At 33.8% G+C, this 20,652-nt stretch carries 20 protein-coding genes; 8 read left to right on the top strand and 12 right to left on the bottom strand.

Annotated elements, in window-relative coordinates; all coding sequences use genetic code 11:
• Positions 1 to 7: 7 nt before the first annotated feature.
• Positions 8 to 1,357, bottom strand: coding sequence for a DEAD/DEAH box helicase (locus M666_RS16910; RefSeq protein WP_029445224.1), 1,350 nt, complete (start codon positions 1,355 to 1,357; stop codon positions 8 to 10).
• Positions 1,358 to 1,451: 94 nt separating this feature from the next.
• Here M666_RS16910 and rlmF point away from each other — a divergent pair, with 94 nt between their 5' ends.
• Both rlmF and recQ read left to right on the top strand, forming a co-directional pair.
• Positions 1,452 to 2,303, top strand: coding sequence for a 23S rRNA (adenine(1618)-N(6))-methyltransferase RlmF (gene rlmF, locus M666_RS16915; RefSeq protein WP_029445223.1), 852 nt, complete (start codon positions 1,452 to 1,454; stop codon positions 2,301 to 2,303).
• 65 nt (positions 2,304 to 2,368) lie between these two features.
• Positions 2,369 to 4,477 (top strand): DNA helicase RecQ, encoded by a 2,109-nt coding sequence (gene recQ, locus M666_RS16920; protein ID WP_029445222.1) that lies wholly within the window; start codon positions 2,369 to 2,371, stop codon positions 4,475 to 4,477.
• A gap of 53 nt (positions 4,478 to 4,530) precedes the next feature.
• On the opposite strand, the gene M666_RS16925 is transcribed toward recQ, so the two are convergent.
• Positions 4,531 to 4,974: a cold-shock protein gene (locus M666_RS16925; protein ID WP_024481182.1), complete on the bottom strand. Its 444-nt coding sequence runs from the start codon at positions 4,972 to 4,974 to the stop codon at positions 4,531 to 4,533.
• A gap of 416 nt (positions 4,975 to 5,390) precedes the next feature.
• On the opposite strand from M666_RS16925, the gene M666_RS20580 reads away from it, so the two are divergent.
• Positions 5,391 to 5,537, top strand: a complete 147-nt coding sequence (locus M666_RS20580) for a hypothetical protein (RefSeq protein WP_173399768.1) — start codon at positions 5,391 to 5,393, stop codon at positions 5,535 to 5,537.
• Positions 5,538 to 5,539: 2 nt separating this feature from the next.
• On the opposite strand, the gene M666_RS16930 is transcribed toward M666_RS20580, so the two are convergent.
• Both M666_RS16930 and M666_RS16935 read right to left on the bottom strand, forming a co-directional pair.
• Complete coding sequence (locus M666_RS16930; RefSeq protein ID WP_029445221.1) at positions 5,540 to 6,136, bottom strand: nucleotidyltransferase family protein; 597 nt, start codon at positions 6,134 to 6,136, stop codon at positions 5,540 to 5,542.
• Complete coding sequence (locus M666_RS16935; protein WP_029445220.1) at positions 6,136 to 7,146, bottom strand: XdhC family protein; 1,011 nt, start codon at positions 7,144 to 7,146, stop codon at positions 6,136 to 6,138. Before M666_RS16935 ends, M666_RS16930 begins: the two co-directional genes overlap by 1 nt.
• Positions 7,147 to 7,448: 302 nt before the next feature.
• On the opposite strand from M666_RS16935, the gene M666_RS16940 reads away from it, so the two are divergent.
• The 3 genes from M666_RS16940 to M666_RS20520 all read left to right on the top strand — a co-directional run bounded on the left by M666_RS16940 (position 7,449) and on the right by M666_RS20520 (position 9,861).
• On the top strand, positions 7,449 to 8,540 hold the full coding sequence (locus tag M666_RS16940) for a vWA domain-containing protein (RefSeq protein ID WP_024481185.1): 1,092 nt from the start codon (positions 7,449 to 7,451) through the stop codon (positions 8,538 to 8,540).
• A 143-nt stretch (positions 8,541 to 8,683) separates the two neighbouring features.
• The gene (locus M666_RS16945; RefSeq protein WP_024481186.1) at positions 8,684 to 9,511 is read left to right on the top strand and encodes an OmpA/MotB family protein; all 828 of its coding nucleotides are present in this window, start codon (positions 8,684 to 8,686) and stop codon (positions 9,509 to 9,511) included.
• A 173-nt stretch (positions 9,512 to 9,684) separates the two neighbouring features.
• A complete protein-coding gene (locus M666_RS20520; RefSeq protein ID WP_158400256.1) occupies positions 9,685 to 9,861 on the top strand; it encodes a hypothetical protein in 177 nt (58 codons plus the stop codon).
• Position 9,862: 1 nt separating this feature from the next.
• Here the strand turns inward: M666_RS20520 and M666_RS16950 are convergent, their stop codons facing one another.
• The 3 genes from M666_RS16950 to M666_RS16960 are packed head-to-tail and all read right to left on the bottom strand — an operon-like array spanning position 9,863 to position 12,517.
• A complete protein-coding gene (locus M666_RS16950; RefSeq protein ID WP_039325984.1) occupies positions 9,863 to 11,371 on the bottom strand; it encodes a M14 family zinc carboxypeptidase in 1,509 nt (502 codons plus the stop codon).
• Positions 11,372 to 11,375: 4 nt separating this feature from the next.
• A complete protein-coding gene (locus M666_RS16955) occupies positions 11,376 to 12,035 on the bottom strand; it encodes a peptidoglycan recognition protein family protein (protein WP_029445218.1) in 660 nt (219 codons plus the stop codon).
• Between the two features lie 35 nt (positions 12,036 to 12,070).
• Positions 12,071 to 12,517, bottom strand: coding sequence for a 3D domain-containing protein (locus M666_RS16960; RefSeq protein ID WP_316932428.1), 447 nt, complete (start codon positions 12,515 to 12,517; stop codon positions 12,071 to 12,073).
• 237 nt (positions 12,518 to 12,754) lie between these two features.
• Here M666_RS16960 and M666_RS16965 point away from each other — a divergent pair, with 237 nt between their 5' ends.
• Positions 12,755 to 14,083, top strand: a complete 1,329-nt coding sequence (locus M666_RS16965; RefSeq protein ID WP_029445216.1) for a serine hydrolase domain-containing protein — start codon at positions 12,755 to 12,757, stop codon at positions 14,081 to 14,083.
• 214 nt (positions 14,084 to 14,297) lie between these two features.
• Here the strand turns inward: M666_RS16965 and M666_RS16970 are convergent, their stop codons facing one another.
• From M666_RS16970 to M666_RS16990, 5 genes are all read right to left on the bottom strand, one after another.
• Positions 14,298 to 14,912, bottom strand: coding sequence for a DEAD/DEAH box helicase (locus M666_RS16970; protein WP_024481191.1), 615 nt, complete (start codon positions 14,910 to 14,912; stop codon positions 14,298 to 14,300).
• A 258-nt stretch (positions 14,913 to 15,170) separates the two neighbouring features.
• Positions 15,171 to 16,013, bottom strand: a complete 843-nt coding sequence (locus M666_RS16975) for a 1,4-dihydroxy-2-naphthoyl-CoA synthase (protein ID WP_024481192.1) — start codon at positions 16,011 to 16,013, stop codon at positions 15,171 to 15,173.
• A 125-nt stretch (positions 16,014 to 16,138) separates the two neighbouring features.
• A complete protein-coding gene (locus M666_RS16980; protein WP_029445215.1) occupies positions 16,139 to 17,368 on the bottom strand; it encodes a glycosyltransferase family 4 protein in 1,230 nt (409 codons plus the stop codon).
• Positions 17,369 to 17,377: 9 nt separating this feature from the next.
• Positions 17,378 to 18,889, bottom strand: a complete 1,512-nt coding sequence (locus M666_RS16985; RefSeq protein ID WP_025615489.1) for a DEAD/DEAH box helicase — start codon at positions 18,887 to 18,889, stop codon at positions 17,378 to 17,380.
• A gap of 120 nt (positions 18,890 to 19,009) precedes the next feature.
• A complete protein-coding gene (locus M666_RS16990) occupies positions 19,010 to 19,522 on the bottom strand; it encodes a DUF6155 family protein (RefSeq protein WP_024481195.1) in 513 nt (170 codons plus the stop codon).
• Positions 19,523 to 19,666: 144 nt separating this feature from the next.
• On the opposite strand from M666_RS16990, the gene M666_RS16995 reads away from it, so the two are divergent.
• The gene (locus M666_RS16995; protein ID WP_024481196.1) at positions 19,667 to 20,530 is read left to right on the top strand and encodes a sigma-70 family RNA polymerase sigma factor; all 864 of its coding nucleotides are present in this window, start codon (positions 19,667 to 19,669) and stop codon (positions 20,528 to 20,530) included.
• Positions 20,531 to 20,652: the final 122 nt, after the last annotated feature.

A 20,652-nucleotide genomic window follows, 5' to 3' on the forward strand; every position in this document is an offset into this window, starting at 1 on the left:
TATATTCTTACTTCTTCTTATTTCTCTTATTATAGTTCTTATCTCCCTTAGTTTTAGGCTTCTTATATTTTTTAGCGATAATGCGCTGGTAAGAACCTCCTTGATTTGTTTTTTTATTCTTCTCTTTCTTTTCATGAAAGCTACCCTGAGAAGCTAGTGTCGTTTGGTTGGGATTATCTGTCTCAATAATTCTAGGGCGCTCCTCCGCTATGAGTTCTTCTGAGATTTCTACATTTTCAGGAATTGCCAGCAACGGAATTTTATAATCCATTAAAGTTTCAATATCATCTTTAGAAGGCTCTTCTTTTTCTGTATAAAATAAAACAGAATTACCTTGGTGCTCTGCCCTACCCGTTCTACCAATTCTATGCATGTAGTTTTCAGGGTAATTTGGCGTATCAAAGTTGATTACGTGCGTAATTTTATCTAAATCTAAACCACGTGCCATAACATCGGTAGTTACCAGAATACGATTCTGACCTTCATCAAACTGACGAATGGAGCGCATTCTATAGTTTTGAGACTTATTGGAGTGAATTACACAAGATTCGCTTCCAAAAGCCTCCTCCATTTCTTCAAAAACCTTGTCTGCAAAACGCTTATTACCAACAAAAACTAATACTTTTTTGAAGGTATCCTTATCTTTTAATAAGCGAATCAATAAATTTACTTTGGTATAAAAATTAGGAACCGCGTAGCATACCTGTGCAATATTCTCTAACGGAGTACCACTCACTGCAATAGAAACTTTTTCTGGCGCAACGAAAAAATCATCGATAAGTGCATCTACATCACTCGTCATCGTCGCAGAAAACATAATATTTTGTCTTCTTGCTGGTAGTAAATCAAAGATATTTATCAGTTGGAATCGGAATCCTAAATCCAACATCACATCTACTTCATCAATTACTAATTTTTTTACTTCTTTTAATTTTACAGCTTTAGAAAGGGCCAGATCATACAATCTTCCTGGTGTTGCCACCAAAATATCTGTTCCTTGAACGCATTGTTGTTTTTGCGTATTAATATTAACACCACCATACACACCTAAAACACGGACATTGATATATTTAGCAAAGCTTTCAATATTCTCCACCACTTGTAATACTAATTCTCTTGTTGGAACTAATACTAAAACTCTAGGATATACTTGCTTAGAAAAACCTAATTCTTGTAATATTGGCAGCATGTAAGCCATTGTTTTCCCAGTACCTGTTTGTGCAATTCCAACAATATCTTTCCCTGACATAACCACAGAAAAAGCCGCTTCTTGTATAGGTGTTGGTGTTGAAAATTTTAAATCTTCAATTGCGTAATTTAATTGTTTTTTTAAATTGAAATCTTCAAAAGAACTCATGGGAAAACTTGTTTATTTTTGCAAAGGTATGGTATTCTGCTTTGCTATTGCCAAGCAACTTAACATACCTATCTTTGCAAGATAAAAATATAATTTGCATCCAAAAAATTTACACCACGCTCCATACGATTTTCAGACCTTAAAAAACAGTTTTGAACCTCTAGCTGAATTTATTATTCTAAATAAATTTAATGTAGAAAGTATCGATTTTTCAAATCCGGATGCTGTATTGGCCCTCAATAAAGCCCTCCTAAAACATCATTACAAGGTACATTCTTGGAGCCTTCCTAAAGGATACCTATGCCCGCCAATACCAGGGCGGGCAGATTATATACATCATATAGCTGATTTACTTTCTTCTGATCCTACTATAAAAAAAGTGAAAGGTTTAGATATCGGTACTGGAGCAAATTGTATTTACCCAATTCTTGCCACACAAATTTATGGGTGGCATATGATAGGGAGTGATATAGACCTTACAGCCATTAGCGCTGCACAACAAAATGCAGCAGAATTTAAAGACCATATTCAAATAAGAGCACAAGAATCTAATGCCGATATTTTTAACGGAATTATAAAGGAAGGAGACTATTTTGATTTTACCATCTGTAATCCTCCTTTCCATGCTTCTGAAAAAGAAGCGTATGCGGGAACACGAAGAAAACTCAAGAATCTACATACCCATGCGGACTTTAAATTAAATTTTGGTGGACAAGCAAATGAACTTTGGTGTAATGGTGGTGAAGCATTATTTATTAAAAGAATGATCAAGCAAAGCCTGCTATTTAAAAAACAAGTAGGTTGGTTTACTTGCTTAGTTTCTAAGAGTGAAAATTTACCGAAAATACATAAGCAATTACATAAAGCAAATGCGCATTATAAAACGGTAGAAATGGAGCAAGGAAATAAAAAAAGCAGATTTATTGCCTGGCAATTTATCGCTTAAAATTCGCCTCTTAAATTTCATCAATCTTATAAATCACGTAATTTTACCAAATAGATTTTTATTTTATGTCAATTATTGAATACAAAGCACAACTACTTCCTAATTTAAAAAAATACTTTGGTTACGATAGTTTCAGGCCACAGCAAGAAGCCATCATATCTGCAGTACTAAATAAACAAGATGCTTTAGTAATCATGCCTACAGGTGGCGGAAAATCTATTTGCTTTCAACTGCCTTCTTTACTATTCCCAAAAACTACTTTAGTGGTTTCTCCATTAATCGCTTTAATGAAAGATCAAGTAGATGGTTGTAACGCCAATGGGATTGCAGCAGCTTATTTTAACAGTAGTCAATCTAGTGAAGAGCAACAAGAAATTATAGATAAGATTGTAAAGTCAGAATTAAATCTAATTTATGTAGCTCCTGAGAGTATGCCTGCTTTAGATAATATTTTGAACGAAACCTATATAAGTTGTATTGCTATAGATGAGGCCCATTGTATTTCTTCTTGGGGACATGATTTTAGACCCTCGTATCAACAGCTAGGCTTTTTGAAAAAGAAAATGCCTAATACCCCTATTGTAGCGTTAACCGCAACTGCAGATAAAGCTACACGTTTAGATATTGTGACGCAATTAGCGATTCCACATGCAGAACAATTTATTACTTCTTTTGATCGTAAAAATATAAGTCTAACAGTTAGACCGGCCGATAGTCGGGTAGAGCAAATTCTTAGTTTTATTGGAAAAAGACCAAATTCTTCTGGAATCATTTATTGCCTGAGTAGAAAAACTACAGAACAATTGGTGAGTAAATTAAAGGCAAAAGGCTTAAAAGCTGATGCCTACCATGCCGGACTTACTTTTGATGAACGTACAAAAGTTCAAGAAGATTTTATATTTGATAAAACCAAAATTGTCTGTGCTACTGTTGCTTTTGGAATGGGAATAGATAAATCTAATGTACGTTGGGTTATTCACTATAACATGCCTAAAAACATTGAAGGTTATTACCAAGAAATTGGCCGTGGTGGCCGTGATGGGATGGCGGCAAGCGCACTGCTCTTTCATAGTTACGCTGATGTAATACAATTAAGGAGATTTACAGAAGGGGCTTCTAACCAAGAAGTTCAAATTGCAAAATTAGAGCGCATGAAGCAATTTGCGGAAGCAACCACATGCCGACGAAAAATTCTTCTGAGTTATTTTGGGGAACTACTCGCCGAAAACTGCGGCAATTGCGATGTTTGCAAAAGTCCGCCGCAAGTATTTGATGGCACTATAATTGCCCAAAAAATATTATCTACCATTGCTAGGGTAAAAGAATCTGAAGCGACTGGTGTTATTATTGATGTGCTCCGAGGCGCTAAGAACGCTACAATTATTGAAAAAGGTCTAGAGGGAGTTAAAACTTATGGAATAGGACATGATACTTCCTGGAAAGATTGGCAGCATTATATCATTCAACTTATTAACCAAGGTTATGCAGAAATTGCCTTTCAAAATCACAATGCTTTACAACTCACCGATTTTTCTAAAAACGTGCTTTTCAAAGCCGCTAAAGTTTCTTTGACAAAACCAATTGAAGCGCTGGAGAAAATTGGTAATCCAAAGGAGAAATCTGTTAAAAAGAAAAAAACGGGCGATTTATTTGAGCGTTTGCGCCTCCTAAGACATAAAATTGCTTTAGAAGAAGATATCCCCGCTTATTTGGTGTTTAGCGACGCTACCTTACAAGCTATAGAACAAGCTAGACCACTATCCGATGATGAATTTCTAGAAATAAGTGGTGTTGGGCAGCGAAAATTAGAAGTATATGGGGACCTCTTTATCAAAGAAATCATCGCTTTTAACAAGGAGAAGAAAGCTAAAAAATCGGACACCCATAAAGTAACTTATGAGCTATACCAACAGGGATTAACAATTGATGAAATTTCTGAAAAACGAAATTTAAAATCGCCTACCATATATTCACATATCGCGAAGCTATACGGAGAGGGCAAACCTATCAATATTTTTGATTTTGTAAGTAAGAATGAAGTTGAAGCTGTAAAAAAGGCGAAAATAATACTAGAAGAACCTGCTGCGTTAAAGCCTTATTTTGATCATTTTGAAGAACAAATAGATTATTTCAAAATACGATTAGCTCTGGCAGTACTTGACAAAGAGAAATAAAAAAAGGGTGTTCAAATGAACACCCTTTTTTTATATGATTTTTTATAGTCTGTTTATACTTTCTTGACTCTTACAGCATTCATTCCTTTCATGCCTCGCTCAAGTTCAAATTGAACCATGTTGTTCTCTTTGATCTCTTCAAGACACCCTTGAACGTGTACAAAGAATTTCTCTTGAGTTTCTGAATCTTTAATAAATCCGTATCCTTTAGAATCGTTGAAAAATTCAACACGACCTTTACGTACTGGATCTATTTCTTCGTCACTTTCTTCCTTCTTAGGTATACCTAGAACAATACTCTCAGCGTCTACTTTAACTTTCTTTGATGGATCCGGTGGCGTATCTACTAAATGCCCGTTCTCATCCACGTAAACAAACATGCTATCTTGCTCTCCGCTTGCTTTACGTTGCTCTTTTTTCTTAGCCTTTTCTTCACGTTTTTTTAAACGCTTCTTCTCTCGTTCTTTTTTACCAAAGGTTTCTTGTGCTCTCGCCATTAAAATTATAAGTTTAAATTAATATAAGACTTGCTTGTGATAAGCCGTCGTGGAGTTATTGAAATTCAAAATGAACGATTGGTAAATATGATTTGCCTAATAATCTATAAAGAAGTTGCAACAACGCGCAGATAATGAGCTGTTTTATAACTCTCAATGCTTATGCAAAGATAGGTAGCTTTTTTTGATATAAAAAACAGAAAATGAAAAGGATATAAAATAATTGATAATAATGGTGCTTTAACGCCTTACAATGTGTATGTATTTTTAGAATTGTTAATTTTAAGTGAAGAGATTCTTAAATAAATAACAATACGTCGTTTCAAAGTTATATTTTAACTAATTTTACCCTATCATACACAACAATGTAACACTGTGTACGTTAGAAAAATATAATTTAATAAACTTTCAGGGTTATGACGTATTTATCTCCAGAAATTGAAGCATTAGCAAAAAGAAAAGAAGCACCTTCTTTAATTAAGAAAGAAAATTCTTGTGGAATTTTTCAAGATTACGGTAAAGAAACTACTTCAAGTACTTTAGAGCTAAATTCGAAGCAATAAGATTATTGCGCTATCTTATTTAGCAGCCATTGATAATCTTCCCATGTATCTATATCCGTATGTTTAGCGGCACTATCAATACTGAGTGTATTTTTATCAATCAAAAGCTTTTGTGCGCCAGAATCTTGATTCAAACCCGCTAGAACACTAAAATGTTTTTTTGTAAATAAGGCAGGCACCCCCTTCTTTGAACCATAATTAGTAGCTACGCAATCTGATTTTGTTTCTTGATATGTAGTGATGAGTTGATTGTAAAATGTTGCATCCATTAAAGGTTGATCTGCTAATCCAATTAATATAGCCTCATAGTTTTGTGATAAACTACCTATATATTCTACTCCTTTAGCTATTGAACTCCCCAAACCTAAATGCCATTCTTCATTCCTTACAATAGAAACTTTTTTTAACGTTGTAGCAGCTAGAATAGTATCATAATTAGCTCCCATTACGACAAAAACTTCAGCTACCTTACTCGACTTTGCGTTTTTAACAGCGTGTTCTAACAAGGTGGAATCCTTATAAGGTAACAATTGCTTTATATGATCTTTCATTCTAGAAGATGCTCCTGCGGCTAATAGTAACAATGCTATTTTCTGCATCAATTAGAATATTGATTTAGTTTATCCTTTAGGAACATAGGATTTTCCTTCCGCACTACCGACATAATCTCTGCTAAAATAGAAAGGGCAATCTCTTCCGGCGTCACAGATCCTATATTTAAACCCGCAGGTCCATAGATAATGCCTATAAAATCTTCTGAAACCTCTGGATTCTTATCTATAATTTCATCAAGCAGCTTTTCTCTGCGGTGCATAGGCCCCAAAATCCCAACATAGGCAGGAGTACTATATTGTAGGGCTTGTAGAAACAACAGGTCTTTAGCATAACTATGATTCATTAACACAACAGCTGTTTGTGCATCTAGTTCACTTGCGTCGTAATTTTCAGGCGTAATTTGCTCAAAAGCAGAACTACCAGGAAAATCCGACATTGTTTTAGCTTCTAAAGGATGTGCCACTATATGTACCTCCCAACCCATTAAATGAGCCATACTAGATAATATGACAGCATCATGCTCCGTTCCGATGATTAGTAATTTAAAACAAGGAGACATCCGCTCTTCTAAACTTTTGCAATCTGTATTCAAAGGATGTTTCAAACTCACCGGATACGTACTACTTTGAAATTGCACCTTGGTTCCTAAGCCAATTTCTTGTATAACTTCTTTTTTATAATACGAAGTAATTTTAAAACTGAGCCGATCCTTAAGCGCGTTATGGAAGGTTTCTATAAATAAGTTCGAGAGATTAAAAGGTTCTATTAATATATATAAGACTCCCTCACACCCCAGACGGTATCGTCCATCGTAGGTCATCATTTTAGGAATAGTTGTTTCAAATACAGATTGTGCTTGTAGTTGTATTTCCTTTTCTACACAACCACCACTTACCGCACCTACCATTTCTCCATTAGCCAACAAAAGCATGCGCACACCTGGTTTTCTATAGGATGAACCCTCCAAGGCAACTACAGTCGCTAAAACACTTTTTATATCTTTTGCCTTTGCTGCTACATGAGCGGCTACTATTTTTTTAAATTCATGCGTCATAAAAATACCTGTAATTTCTTTTTAATACGTAAGGGTACTAAATTATCATTATCTCAAATTACAAAGACTATGATGGCATACTCTTTGAGTCAATCTTTGAATAACCGACGTACAAGATATTGAAAATACGAAGTGATTTCATTCTTACTGCGCGATATATAAGGTTTTAACATACATTTAATATGAAGCTCACAGAAGATGTCAGAATAAATCTTAACAATGTTTAACAGTTAATCAAAAACATATATATAATTTTGTAGCACAATAAGCGTTATAACGCTTGAACATTTAAAAAATTGAAAATGAATAAAATATTGAAGTCGTCATTTTATCTTATAGCATTATTTACCTTGTTTTCTTGTGGAAACGCAGAGAACGATGTTTTCTTTAATCCGAGTACCGGTTCTGATTTAGGACAAGGTTCTACAGTAGATCCGTGTTTAGATTTAGGCACTAGTCAACTTACCTTATCTATTCAAGATCAGTTTACAACCTTACCAGGAAAAGTTTCTATATTCTTTAAAGTGTCTGATACCGAAGGAAATCCAGTACCTGGTTTAACCGCCAATCAATTTACCATTTACGAGCAAGGTAGAAATGATGATTGTTTTAATAAGATATCTACATCTGAAGCACAAGCAAGAATTTCTCCTAACGCTCAGATTTTCAACAATAGCACCTTATTAGTATTAGATTTAAGTAATAGTGTTTTAAGCAGCAGTTTACAAGAACTAAAAACGGCTTCTGTTAGTTTTATTAATAACGTAATGCCTGAAATAGAAACTGCATCTAACAAAATGGCGATCTATTGGTTTGACGGCGAAGATGAACTTCACCTATTAAATGATCTAACAGCTTCTAAAGAAGAGTTGATTGCTTCTATAGACGGAATTACCAATGATATAAGCAATGACCCTTCAACAGACCTTTATGGTGCTGTAATTAAATCTACAGAGAAAGCAGAAAAATTAATCAATGACACTAAAAATAATGACATCATTGGTGCTGCATCAATTGTAATCTTTACAGATGGTACAGATCAAGCCTCTCGCTATACTGAGAAAGCTGCTTTAGATAAGGTTAAAAATGCAAGCTTAAATATTTCTTACTTCACTATTGGTTTAGGAAGCGAGATTGATACTGAGGTTTTATCGAGTATAGGAAAAACGTCTAGTGTGTTTGCTGGTAATAAAGCCGAATTAGAAACAACCTTTAACAATATCTCTTATTTAGTATCACAACGAGCAAATAGCTTCTACTTATTTGAGTACTGTAGCCCAAAACGTGATGGTAGTGGCGAGAACAACTTAGCCATACAAGTAACATCAGGTAGCTTACAAGGAGCTGTTCAAACAAAATTTAATGCAAAAGGTTTTACAGGCGGTTGCGAATAACTATCAGATTAACAATATTTTACAAGGCCACCCTATTTGAGTGGCCTTTGTTTTTTTAAATTAAGACGTCTTTTTTTGAATTTTCATCGTAGATAATAAGCATAGAATGAAATTGTTTATTAGAAATAACTAAAAATTATAAAATGAAGAAATTATCTGTAATCACTATTGTATCGATTGTTGCTTTAAGCTCATGTGTATCTAAGAAAAAATATGTAGCCTTAGAGTCTGATTTAAATAACACAAAAAGTATCTTAACTAAAACTCAAGTTGAAAAAGAAGATCTTGAAGCTAAGATGACTAAAATTGAAGCTAGAGTTACTGAGTATAATGATAAAATAAATTCATTAAAAGAAGTAAACGATTCTCAATATAGTTCTGTAGATGATATTGCTGTAATGAGCAACAACACTAAAGAAAAAATGAAAGCTACTCTAAGTAAAGTAGATCCTGCTCTTTTAGCGAATGCTAAAACAATGGAAGACTCTATCAACTTAGCTATTTCTTATAATTTAAAGAAATCTATTTCAGATGATGAGGATGATGTAAATATCGATATCGATAAAACTGTTGTTATGATTAATATCTCTGATAAATTACTTTTTAACAGTGGTAGTTACACAGTAAGTAACAAAGCAAACAATATCCTTAAGAAAATTGCTGATGTAATTAATTCTGAGCCAAGTATGGAAGTAATGGTTGAAGGTCATACTGATTCTAGAACTATTCAAACTCCAATGTTTCAAGATAACTGGGATTTAAGTGTAAAAAGAGCAACATCTGTAGTACGTATTTTACAAAATAAATACAAGGTTGCTCCAGAAAAATTAATTGCTTCTGGTAGAAGTAGCTACTTACCTTTAGTAGAAAATGATTCAAAAGAAAATAGATCTAAAAACAGAAGAACAAGAATAGTAATTATTCCTAACTTAGATAAGTTCTTCGCTTTATTAGATTCTGAAGGTCTTTAATAAAGTTTAAATATATCACCAAAAAAAGGGGATGCTTCACAGCATCCCCTTTTTTTATTTATACGTTTCTAGGTAGGGTATTTAAGTTTATAGTTGTTTTATATATAAAGGATGCCCCCCGACACCTTGCCTACTTAACATATTTAGCTATGTAACACTTAAAAAGAAATCTTATGAATGTTATGTACCAAATTATAGAACAGAGTTCATTACACGGAATGCCCGTTTGGGTTAAAGCATTTGCTATAGCACTATTTGCTTTTATTACACTCTTACTTATTTCTATGCTTGTTTTACTTCTCTTAAATATGACCAGTGTAAGTGTAACATTAGGTTATTTGTACGAATAGGCTATTTTAGGATTATAGCATTCTTAAACGAGGTTGCCTTTGATTGCAAATCAATCAAATACCCATTTACCACAGCATACATGATTTTTCCATTTTTTTCTAAGAAGAATGATGGATTAACACCTATTGCTAATCTCAAATTAGCAGGAGCTTTGTAGCTACCTCTTGTAATATTTAATGGCAAAGGAGATTCCATAATTTTTTCCGGTATTCCGTTTACAGAAACAAATAAGTACCCCTGCTTTAATAATTCAAAAGTATCTAACTTTAAAAACTCTGTCATGGAAGAAATTTTATTAGGATAAACTTTTCCTAAGGTTGCCGTATACCCCTTAGCATCAAAAGTCTCATATCCATAATACGTAGATAAATCTCCTTGTTCTACAATACTACTAGAAATCCAAAAATCATTATGATTTGGCTTATCATTTTCAAATCTCTGAATACCCAAATCTAGAGTGTATTCCTTTCCTAACAGCTTATAAGTAAGGTCTTCAATTTTTAGATCGAAAAGCTTACGGTCATTTTCCGGTATTTTCTCATAATCAGCTATAGCTATTTCCGTATAGCTTTTATTAGATATTGTATAGATTGCAGACAAAATAGAAACGTAATTAAGTTTTCTAATTTCTTGCTTTTCGGTATCCTTATTAAAGCCTCCTGATTCTATTAAAATAGCACTTGTACCCCATTTCTGAATATTATCACCAAATGCTCTAGGCTCAAAATCATCATTATACCTCCCTACTTGACCTGGAGCATAATTTTGAATAATCTTATTCATATAAACAATAATTTTCATAGCATTCGCACGCACATCATTTATATCTTTTTCATAATTATAAGCTGGTGCTAAATAAGAAATTGTAGCTGGTTTCTCTGTTCGCTCAGCATTATAATAAGTACTTTGATCGTGTAGATTAAAACCAAAATCTGCATCTAAGCTATCACGTACTCTTTTAAGTGTTCTGCCTTCTGGTGATTGTAGTGCAAGAGCATCTCTATTAATATCTATTCCTAAGGTATTTCTACGCGTATATACTTCTGCCCCATCAGGATTTAGCATGGGCAGAAAATGAAGGGTTAGATTACGTAATATAGAGGCCTTTTCTTTTTGAAAGTCCTTACTGTCTAAAAAATTAAGAATATCAAAAATGGCCTGTGTAGCCGTTGGCTCATCGCCATGCATTTGAGACCATAAAAAAACATTGGTTGCTCCGCTCCCTACACTTATTAAAGATAAAGGTCTACCTTCTATAGATTCTCCTACCTTAGTTACGGTATATCCTTCTTTCGCTTTAAACTTCGCTATTAGAGGTTGTATATCGTGGTGTTTGATTCTTCTTTTAGCTAAACTAGATTCCTTATAAGCATCATATGTATCATAAAGCGCCGAAGTTATATCTGCTTGCTTTTCTGTATTTTCTTTTAGCGTAGTTTCTGCCATTTTTGATTGACAAGAAGCTGATAAGCTCATTATGAATGAGATGAAGAGAATGTATAATTTCATATTTTTAATTTTCAGGGACAGGTTTAAATTCTAATTTTTTAGTTGCTTTACGCACTTTTTTCATGAAACGCTCTCCTGGATCTGTTTTTACCGTTCGGTATCCCGCATCCGTTTCGAGCCATAGCTCATGGCCTTCAAAATTAGTATATTCATAATGACCAATAACATAGTCTATATCATATTTATCTTTTAAATATTTTACTAACCATATATTGGATTTCAATTGCTTTCTAGATAATGGTAAATCTGTACCACCACCCACGTTTTCTACACCAATTGCACAATGGTTTAATCCTATGACATGCCTTGCCATTTGGTTCTCCGGCATTAATTGATAAATAGTCCCATCTTGGTCAATTAAAAATTGAGAAGAAACATTTAATCCGCTTACATTTTCTAAATCAGGCCTCCAATTGGGTAATTTAGCACTGTAAAAAGCATCATATGACCCCTTTAAAGTAGGAATGACCGTCCAATGAAGAACAATCATTTTTGGACTTATTTTTGAGGTAGTAGCTTCTAAACCATACCTATCTTTCATATACTCTAGTGTTAATTGTTCTCGCTCCGCATCAAAAACAATAGGTTTTTCTATTATCGTTTTTTCTACCACACATGAGGTCATTGCAAGAAACAACAATCCACACAAAAAATAATTCTTCATTAGCTCAACTCCTATTTAATATTAAAAAACTAAAATTAACGAATAGCCGCAGACAAAAGAGTACTATCTTCTTCTTTTAAATAAAAAATAGTAAGTTTTTTTCTACCCCACTCCTTTGCTTTTTTTTTATTAGTTCCCATATACACATCTATCTTATTTCGATGTCTAAAATGCATTTTATCTTTTACTAAAAAAGTATCTGGAAAAGTATCTATTCTAACCATGGTGTTGTATTTTAATCCTTTTCGCATTAAATCTCGAGAAACCGCTATGCTTTTCATCCCAGGCTTTAAGGTATCTCCCCAAGCGGCTATATTCGCATTTTTGGCTGTAGTCTGTGAAGGCAAAGAATTATACGCAGTTACCGTTACCTTCAAAGGCTGCCAATCATGCAAATCTAATTTTTGCTTTTCTTCCTGCTTACAGCTTGCCAATAAAAATAAAACTACTACTACATAATAACATTTTTTTAAAACCATCATTAGTAATTTTTAATTTGGGAGTTTACACTTTTCGTAAACAGCATTCTATACATATGATTATAGCATTAACCCATTTTTACCGCAATAAAGCACTTCTTCTTTTATACCTCTTGCAACCGCGTTACACTATAAAATCAATATACATACACTTGTTATATTCTAGCTCACTAAAGCCTTATTTATTAGCTATATTTATACGTTAATTAAAGATACAATAAATCTACAAATCCGTTTTCAATGAAAATTTTCAAAAGAATTCTCATCATACTTGCCCTTGCACTGCTTGTCATTGGCTACTTAAATTATCCTAAATTAAATTTAATCGCTGGTTTTGCTTCAAAAAACATGGCCTCAAATGTTTTTATAAGTGATAGAACTCCAGAATCTGTAGCCGAAAATGATAATAACGTTCCCCTTATTAAATTAGCTAAAGTAGAACTTAGCGCTAAAAGTGCTATAGGTACTATATTTGGACTAATGCCAAGGAAAACAGTTTACAGAGAAGGCTTAGGATGTGTCTTAGTAAATGAATCTTATGATGAAAACCAGCCGTACCTGCAACCTAATAGAACTAACACCAGTACATCTGAATATCCTTTTGAAGTTAAACTAGGGACTGATAGTTTATTGACAAATGTAAATTTCACAAAACTACAGGCAGCCCTAGAACATGCTTTTTCTGAACCAGCTATAAAAAAAACAAGAAGTGTTCTAATCTACCACAAAGGTCAGATTATTGGAGAGAAATATGCAAAGGGCTTTACAAAAGAGTCCAAAATCTTAGGCTGGTCTATGACTAAAAGTGTACTAGCAACTTTATATGGAATGCTTGAATATCAAGGAAAAATAGATTTAAATGCCCCTGCTCCTATTGCTGAATGGCAAAAGGATGAACGAAAAAATATTACCCTGAACCACCTGTTACGAATGCAAAGCGGATTAGATTGGGAAGAGAACTATACCCGAATATCTGATGTCACTAAAATGTTATTTTTAGCTAATGATATGACGAAAATGCAAGCAGAAAAAGAAGCTATCGCTAAACCAACAGAAATCTGGAATTATTCCTCAGGAACTACAAATTTACTATCGGGCATTTTAAGAGATCGGTTTACTAATCGACAAGAATACTTAGATTTTCCATATAAAACACTCATTGATAAAATAGACATGCACTCTATGTTATTAGAAGCAGATATGGACGGTAATTATGTAGGCTCTTCTTATGGATGGGCAACTACACGTGATTGGGCTAAATTTGGGATTCTTTACCTCAATAAAGGTAACTGGAATGGAACGCAATTGTTTGATGAAAATTGGTCAAAATACGTAGCAACTCCTACAAAAAATTCAGAGGGCGTTTATGGAGCACATTTTTGGCTAAATGCTGGTGGAAAATTCCCGGATGTACCTAGAGACATGTATTCAGCCAATGGCTTTCAAGGACAATATGTCTTTATCGTGCCTTCAAAAGATTTAGTCGTAGTACGCATGGGACTTTCTGAAAACCCAATTTTTGATGTGAATGAATTTTTAAGTGAAATTATTAAAGCTATACAGGAATAAGTACAGCGTTCTATGTGGTTAAAAACAATTTTCAAGCGCTATACCACAATTATCCCTAAGTTGACAACAATAGTTACAAGAACCCTAATTTGAAGTGTATATTTACTATGTAATAAAGAAATTAGATTAGTTTTTCATTTTCATATAGTGTTCTCGTAAAAAGAGCTTTAACCAATGGTTAAAGCTCTTTTTTAATATATACTACTAGTAAATTTTACTTCGTTTGAACAATATGTGCATTTGCCATAAATGCATCTTGCATTCTAGTCATTCGCTCATCAAACTCAGTTCCAAAAACAATGTATTGACATTTTTCTAAACTCTCTGGTGTTCTAATTAAATCTGAATAAGAACTTGCTTTAATTAAAAATTCAGCATCTTCTACCATGAACATTTTTAGAGCTCCAAGATTAATACCGTTGAGGTAAAATATTTTATTTAAACGTTTTGGTGTCGCTATTACCACATCTACCCCGTCATATATATCTGCACGCTGGTCCTCTATGCTTTGTTCATCGTAAGCACAGTACACCCGAATATCCATTCTTCTAGTGTATTTTTCAAACTCTGCCGCTAATTCTAAGGCCGATTTTTTATCTTTTACAAAGATTAAGGCTCTAGGAGCATCTTCAAAAGCTTTGCATTCTAACTTTTGAAGTACAGCAATAACAATAGCTGTTGTTTTTCCCGCACCTTCTGGAGCAATTCCAAAAACACTTGCTCCTCCTTTTATTTTAGAAAGTACCGCTTTTTGAAAATCGGTATACTGGGTAATTCCTTGATTTTCTAAGACCTCTTTTAATTCTGGCTGTAACTTTTTGAACGACATAGTTTGTTGTATTCGAAATATATTTTTTAATCTTTTTAAGCTAAATAACATCTTTTAAAACCTACACCACATAAAATGATAGGTTCACAACAATAGTTTTAAAAAGATGCAAAACTACTATACTTTAGCAGTGTTACAAAAACAGAATAAAATTTTTCATTTTCATATAGTGTTCTCGTAAAAGGCCTTTTCTTCACTGAATAGGTCTTTTTTAATTTCTGAAAATAAAATAAACTTTAAACTATTGTTTTCCTCTCCTTATGGAATCCATTTGTTTTTACCAAAATCTGGTTTACGCTTTTCCAAAAAGGCATTTCTACCTTCTTTCGCTTCTTCTGTCATATAGGCTAAACGTGTAGCTTCTCCTGCAAATACTTGCTGCCCTACCATACCATCATCTGTTAAATTCATAGCAAATTTAAGCATCTTAATAGAGGTTGGCGATTTTTCTAAAATCTCTTGCGCCCACTGGTACGCAGTATCTTCTAGCTCATCATGAGGGATAACAGCATTTACCATTCCCATGTCGTAAGCCTCCTGTGCCGAATAGTTTCTTCCTAAAAAGAAAATTTCACGTGCTTTTTTCTGACCTACCATTTTTGCCAAGTAAGCAGAACCATAGCCACCATCAAAACTAGTGACATCTGCATCGGTTTGCTTGAATATAGCATGTTCTTTACTTGCCAAGGTTAAATCACACACCACATGTAATGAATGACCACCACCTACGGCCCAACCCGGAACAACAGCGATGACTGCTTTTGGCATAAAACGAATTAATCTTTGTACTTCTAATATATTTAAGCGATGCATACCATCTTCACCTACATAACCCTGATGGCCCCTAGCTTTTTGATCTCCACCACTACAGAAAGAATACACGCCGTCTTTTGTAGATGGCCCTTCTGCCGTAAGTAAAACAACCCCTATTGAGGTATCTTCTTGAGCATCGTAAAATGCTTGGTATAATTCACTTGTCGTTTTAGGTCTGAAAGCATTACGCACATTAGGTCTATTAAATGCTATACGCGCAACTCCATCACACTTTTTATAGGTAATATCTTCAAATTCCTTTACCGTTTTCCAGTTGATTTTTTCCATTTTTCAATTTCACTTTAATGCTTCAAAGATAAGAGAAAATATATGGATAGTTTGCTTAAATACAAATGGTATGTAAAGAGATAGCAGGTATAATTTAAGACCGCAAAAAAAGTTAATTCTAATACTTAGGCATTTTTAGCTTCAATCCACTTAGCCATATATTTGGTACTTTGCATTGTTTGATGCAGCAACAAATTGCCTACAATGTTTTCTTGCCGGTGACGTATTAGGTTTTTCTGGATTTTTTCTAAGACTGTTATAAATTGATGTTCTAAACGGACAGCGTCATAATTGGTTTGTAAAATTTTAAATCCATTCTCTTGGGCTTCTATCCATTTGGCCTCATTCGTATACAATGCGATAGCCTTTGCTGCAAAATCTACCTCATCTATAGCGATTGCTCCATTCCATGGCAACCCATTTGCCATACCCTCTACTCCTATTGGCGTAGTGATACTTGGCGTACCAAAACGCATGCTATCTAACAGCTTCCCTTTTATCCCTGCCCCGAAACGCAAGGGAGCAAGATTTAATCTAGCATGCACAAATGTGTCTTCCAAATTTTCAGTAAAACCGTTTACATAAAAACCTTCTTGTGGCTTATGCATTTGCACCACCTGTTGCGCTAAATAGGAGCCATAAATGTGCAAATTGGCTTCTGGTAGTTGTTTTTTAATTAGCGGCCAAATTTTAGTTTTCAACCACAAAACAGCATCTACATTAGGAGCATGTTTACCGTTACCAATACAAATGAAATCTTTCCGTGCTGAAAAATCTGGGTAGGACGATGCTTGCTCTTCAGAAATTACCTCTACTATAAACGGTACATGTAATAAAAGTGCCGAATCTACTTTAGCTCTTTTCTGCAAGAGCTCCATTTCAAAGGTGGAAATAATTAAACTGATATCACAACGATATATACTGGCTATTTCCCGTTTTGCCATATCGGTTTGCAACCATAATTTGGAAGAAAACGGAACCTGTTTTTTAAATAATTCTTGACGGATATTGCGCAAGCTATGAATATCTTCTGTATCTAAAACACGGAGCGCATTAGGCGCATGTGCAACTACTCTCCAACCAAATTGCTCTTCTATTATAAAGCGATCGAAGATGACAATATCTGGTTGTAAATCTGATACAAACACATCAAAAGAGGCACTATTCAGTTTAATTGGAGCTTTGGAAATCTGTAGTGCGTTTAAATCAATACTAAAGTCGGATTCTGAAGCAGTACTTGCAAAAGTTACCTGGTCATTTCTTTTCAGGAAAACTTGAAGTAATTGCATCATACGTGTTCCAGCAGCAGTCGTAAGCTCTGGCCAATTTACACCTATAAATAATACTATTTGCATTTTATTTTACTATAACTTTTCGGAAAATTTTTGTGAGATTTTTAAACGTAATTTACGCTCATAATCTTCTGCAAGCCATTCCTTATAGTTTTTTGTATTATTCATGATACAGTAGGAATACAAACGAACTCTATACTCAATATCGTCTTTTAATTGTTTGGCTAGAATACGGGCATCAAAAACATCTTCACTATTCTCTATACAAATTCTAGCATGCTGATCTATACTGCGCTCTAAAACCAATTTAGATTTTTTCCCTTCAGCAAAAACCTTTTTATATTCTGCTTTTACATCAAAACTTAAGTTTGATGATTTTGAAAATTGAGCCCGTAAATCATCAGGCATTTCATATACAAAGTCGCGCTCTATTTCCTCATCATTTCTAATATTCTCTAAGTAGAAATCTGGAAAATGAAAAATTTCTTTCCAATCTATAGGCGCATCCCACATTCCAAAACGAGCCACGTTATTTCCCATATCGATTACCGTAAACGTATCTTTGTTCGGTAAGATACGAGAACCTCTACCTATCATTTGAAAGTATAGGGTGAGTGATTTTGTAGCTCTATTTAAGATGATAGTTTCTACTGTAGGCTCATCAAAACCAGTAGTTAAAATACTTACAGAAGATAAAATAGCATCTGGAGTCTCAGAAAACCATTTTAAAATATCCTTCCGCTCAGAAGCAGTATTCTTATTGTCTAAATGGCGAATGTTGTAACCTGCCTTTTTAAAAGACTCATAAACATATCGAGACGTATTAATTCCGTTATTAAAAATTAATGTTTTTTTACCCTTCCCAATTTCTTCATAGGTTGATATTAACTTAGACACCATGCTGAAATTTCCATAGAGCTCGTCGGAAGATTTCACGGTATAATCTCCACCAACACCAAGTTTCAAGGTCTTTAAACTTACATCTTTATGATATACCTCTGCTTTGGCTAGAAAGTTCTTATCAATCAATGATTGTATAGACTCCCCAATGATAAGCTTCTTATAGTTATCTTTCATCGGAAGCTTAATATTAGAACTTAGAGGTGTTGCCGTAACCCCTAAAATAATAGAATTTTCGAAATATTTAAAAAGCTTACGGAACGAGTTATAATGCGCCTCATCTATAATGACAAGACCAATATCATTAAGTTCTACTTTTTCTTCTTGTAGCCTATTGTTTAAGGTCTCTACCATCGCCACGAAACACATGTATTCATCTTGATCTACAAGTTCCTTGACACTACTATTAATTACTTTATTTTTTACCCCAAATGTTTTAAGCATTCTTGAGGTTTGAGCCCCCAATTCTATTCGGTGCGTAAGTACAATTACTTTTTTCTTCCGCTCGTTAATAAAACGGCGCGCTATTTCTGAAAAAACTACTGTTTTTCCTCCACCTGTCGGTAATTGATATAAGAGGTTAACATTATCATCAGATTCATTTAAAAACGTAAAAATAGTATTCAAATCTTCTAATTGATAATCGTAAAGTGTCTTCTCCGTGGTCTGCTTTTCTAACTTCAAATGTTGCCCTATCTTTAAGTTTTTAGTTGATATTTCTGTAGCTCATGTACGAAAATGCCAATTTTACAAAACTAGCAGATTTTTGTGCTTAAATAAAATATTAGTTCTTAAATAAATTATTTATGTATCAATTTTATCTAAAACTCTAGAAAATTCTTCTAGATTAGGCCAATGCTGTTCTTCTACAGCATTATATATAGTTGCTATTCTTTTATTAAATTCTTGTAATAAATTTTCTTGTGATATGTACACTACTGCTTGATCAAAAGAGTTCAGCATACTTTTATAAAACGTATCTGCCACATTCTTTTCCGATGAGAACGATTGTGCTATTTCTAAATTATAAAGCATAAGATCTGCTAAGAGATGAGCTTCAACACCTAGCTTTAAATAGTGTTTTATAAATTTCTGAGCGATAGATCTTCTGGCACGTGCCCGCTTACGACGAACAGGAAAATATTCATTTGAAATTTTAATTTTAGCAGCCTGAATAAGTTTATCTTCTTTTGGATTAAAAATAAAATCATAATATTCTTTAACCACAGGAAACCGTTCATACAAATCTACAAGCTGCGCTTCTAATTCTTTTTTAGGTGCTTCTGATACGAATTTCTTTAAGGCTGTTTTACTCATACCCCACAAATATAGGGAGCAAAAACAATGAAGACAAGGTTTAATATTCCATAAATTAATTTCACTTATTTTTTTTATCTACCTCCATATTTGGAAAAGTCAAAAAAAAAGTGTATAATGTCAGTTCGAACAATAGATAAATATATGAGGCAACTAAAGATAATTAAGCAGGTAACCAATAGAGAGTCTAAATCCTTAGACAAATACTTGCAAGATATCAGTAAAATAGATTTAATAACCGCAAATGAGGAGGTTGACTTAGCGCAACGAATAAGAGAAGGAGATCAGGTAGCCCTAGAAAAATTAACTACAGCGAATTTACGTTTTGTGGTATCTGTTGCGAAGCAATACCAAAATCAAGGTCTTACATTACCAGATTTAATTAATGAAGGAAATGTTGGTTTAGTGAAAGCTGCTAAACGTTTTGATGAAACAAGAGGTTTTAAATTTATCTCGTACGCCGTTTGGTGGATTCGACAAGCAATTTTACAAGCTTTAGCAGAACAATCGCGTATTGTACGTTTGCCGTTGAATAAAATTGGATCTATCAATAAGATTAAAAAAGCATTTTCTTACCTAGAGCAAGCTCATGAAAGACCACCTTCTGCAGAAGAAATTGCAAAGGAATTAGAAATGACGGTAAGTGAAGTACAGCAATCACTTAAAAATACGGGAAGGCATGTATCTATGGATGCCCCTTTAAAAGAAGGTGAAGATTCTAACTTGTATAATGTAATTGGTTCTGGAGAATCTCCTAACCCTGATAAGCAATTATTACAACAGTCTTTAAATATTGAGATTAATAGAGCTTTAGAAACTCTTTCTCAACGTGAGGCAGATGTCGTGAAGCTTTATTACGGAATTGGAGACCAACACTCTATGACCTTAGAAGAAATAGGTCAGACTTTTGATTTAACACGTGAGCGTGTGCGTCAAATTAGAGAAAAGGCTATTCGTAAGCTGAAACATAATTCTAGAAGTAAAATACTCAAAACCTATTTAGGTTAAAATAAAAAAAGGCTCGCAATTTGCGAGCCTTTTTTATATGTACAATTCTCTTTTTCTAAGAACGACTTAATTCGTTAATATTATAATTTCCTAAAATTTCATTCAAATTGTTGATGAAATTT

Source organism: Cellulophaga baltica 18 (genome assembly GCF_000468615.2).
Lineage (GTDB): Bacteria > Bacteroidota > Bacteroidia > Flavobacteriales > Flavobacteriaceae > Cellulophaga > Cellulophaga baltica.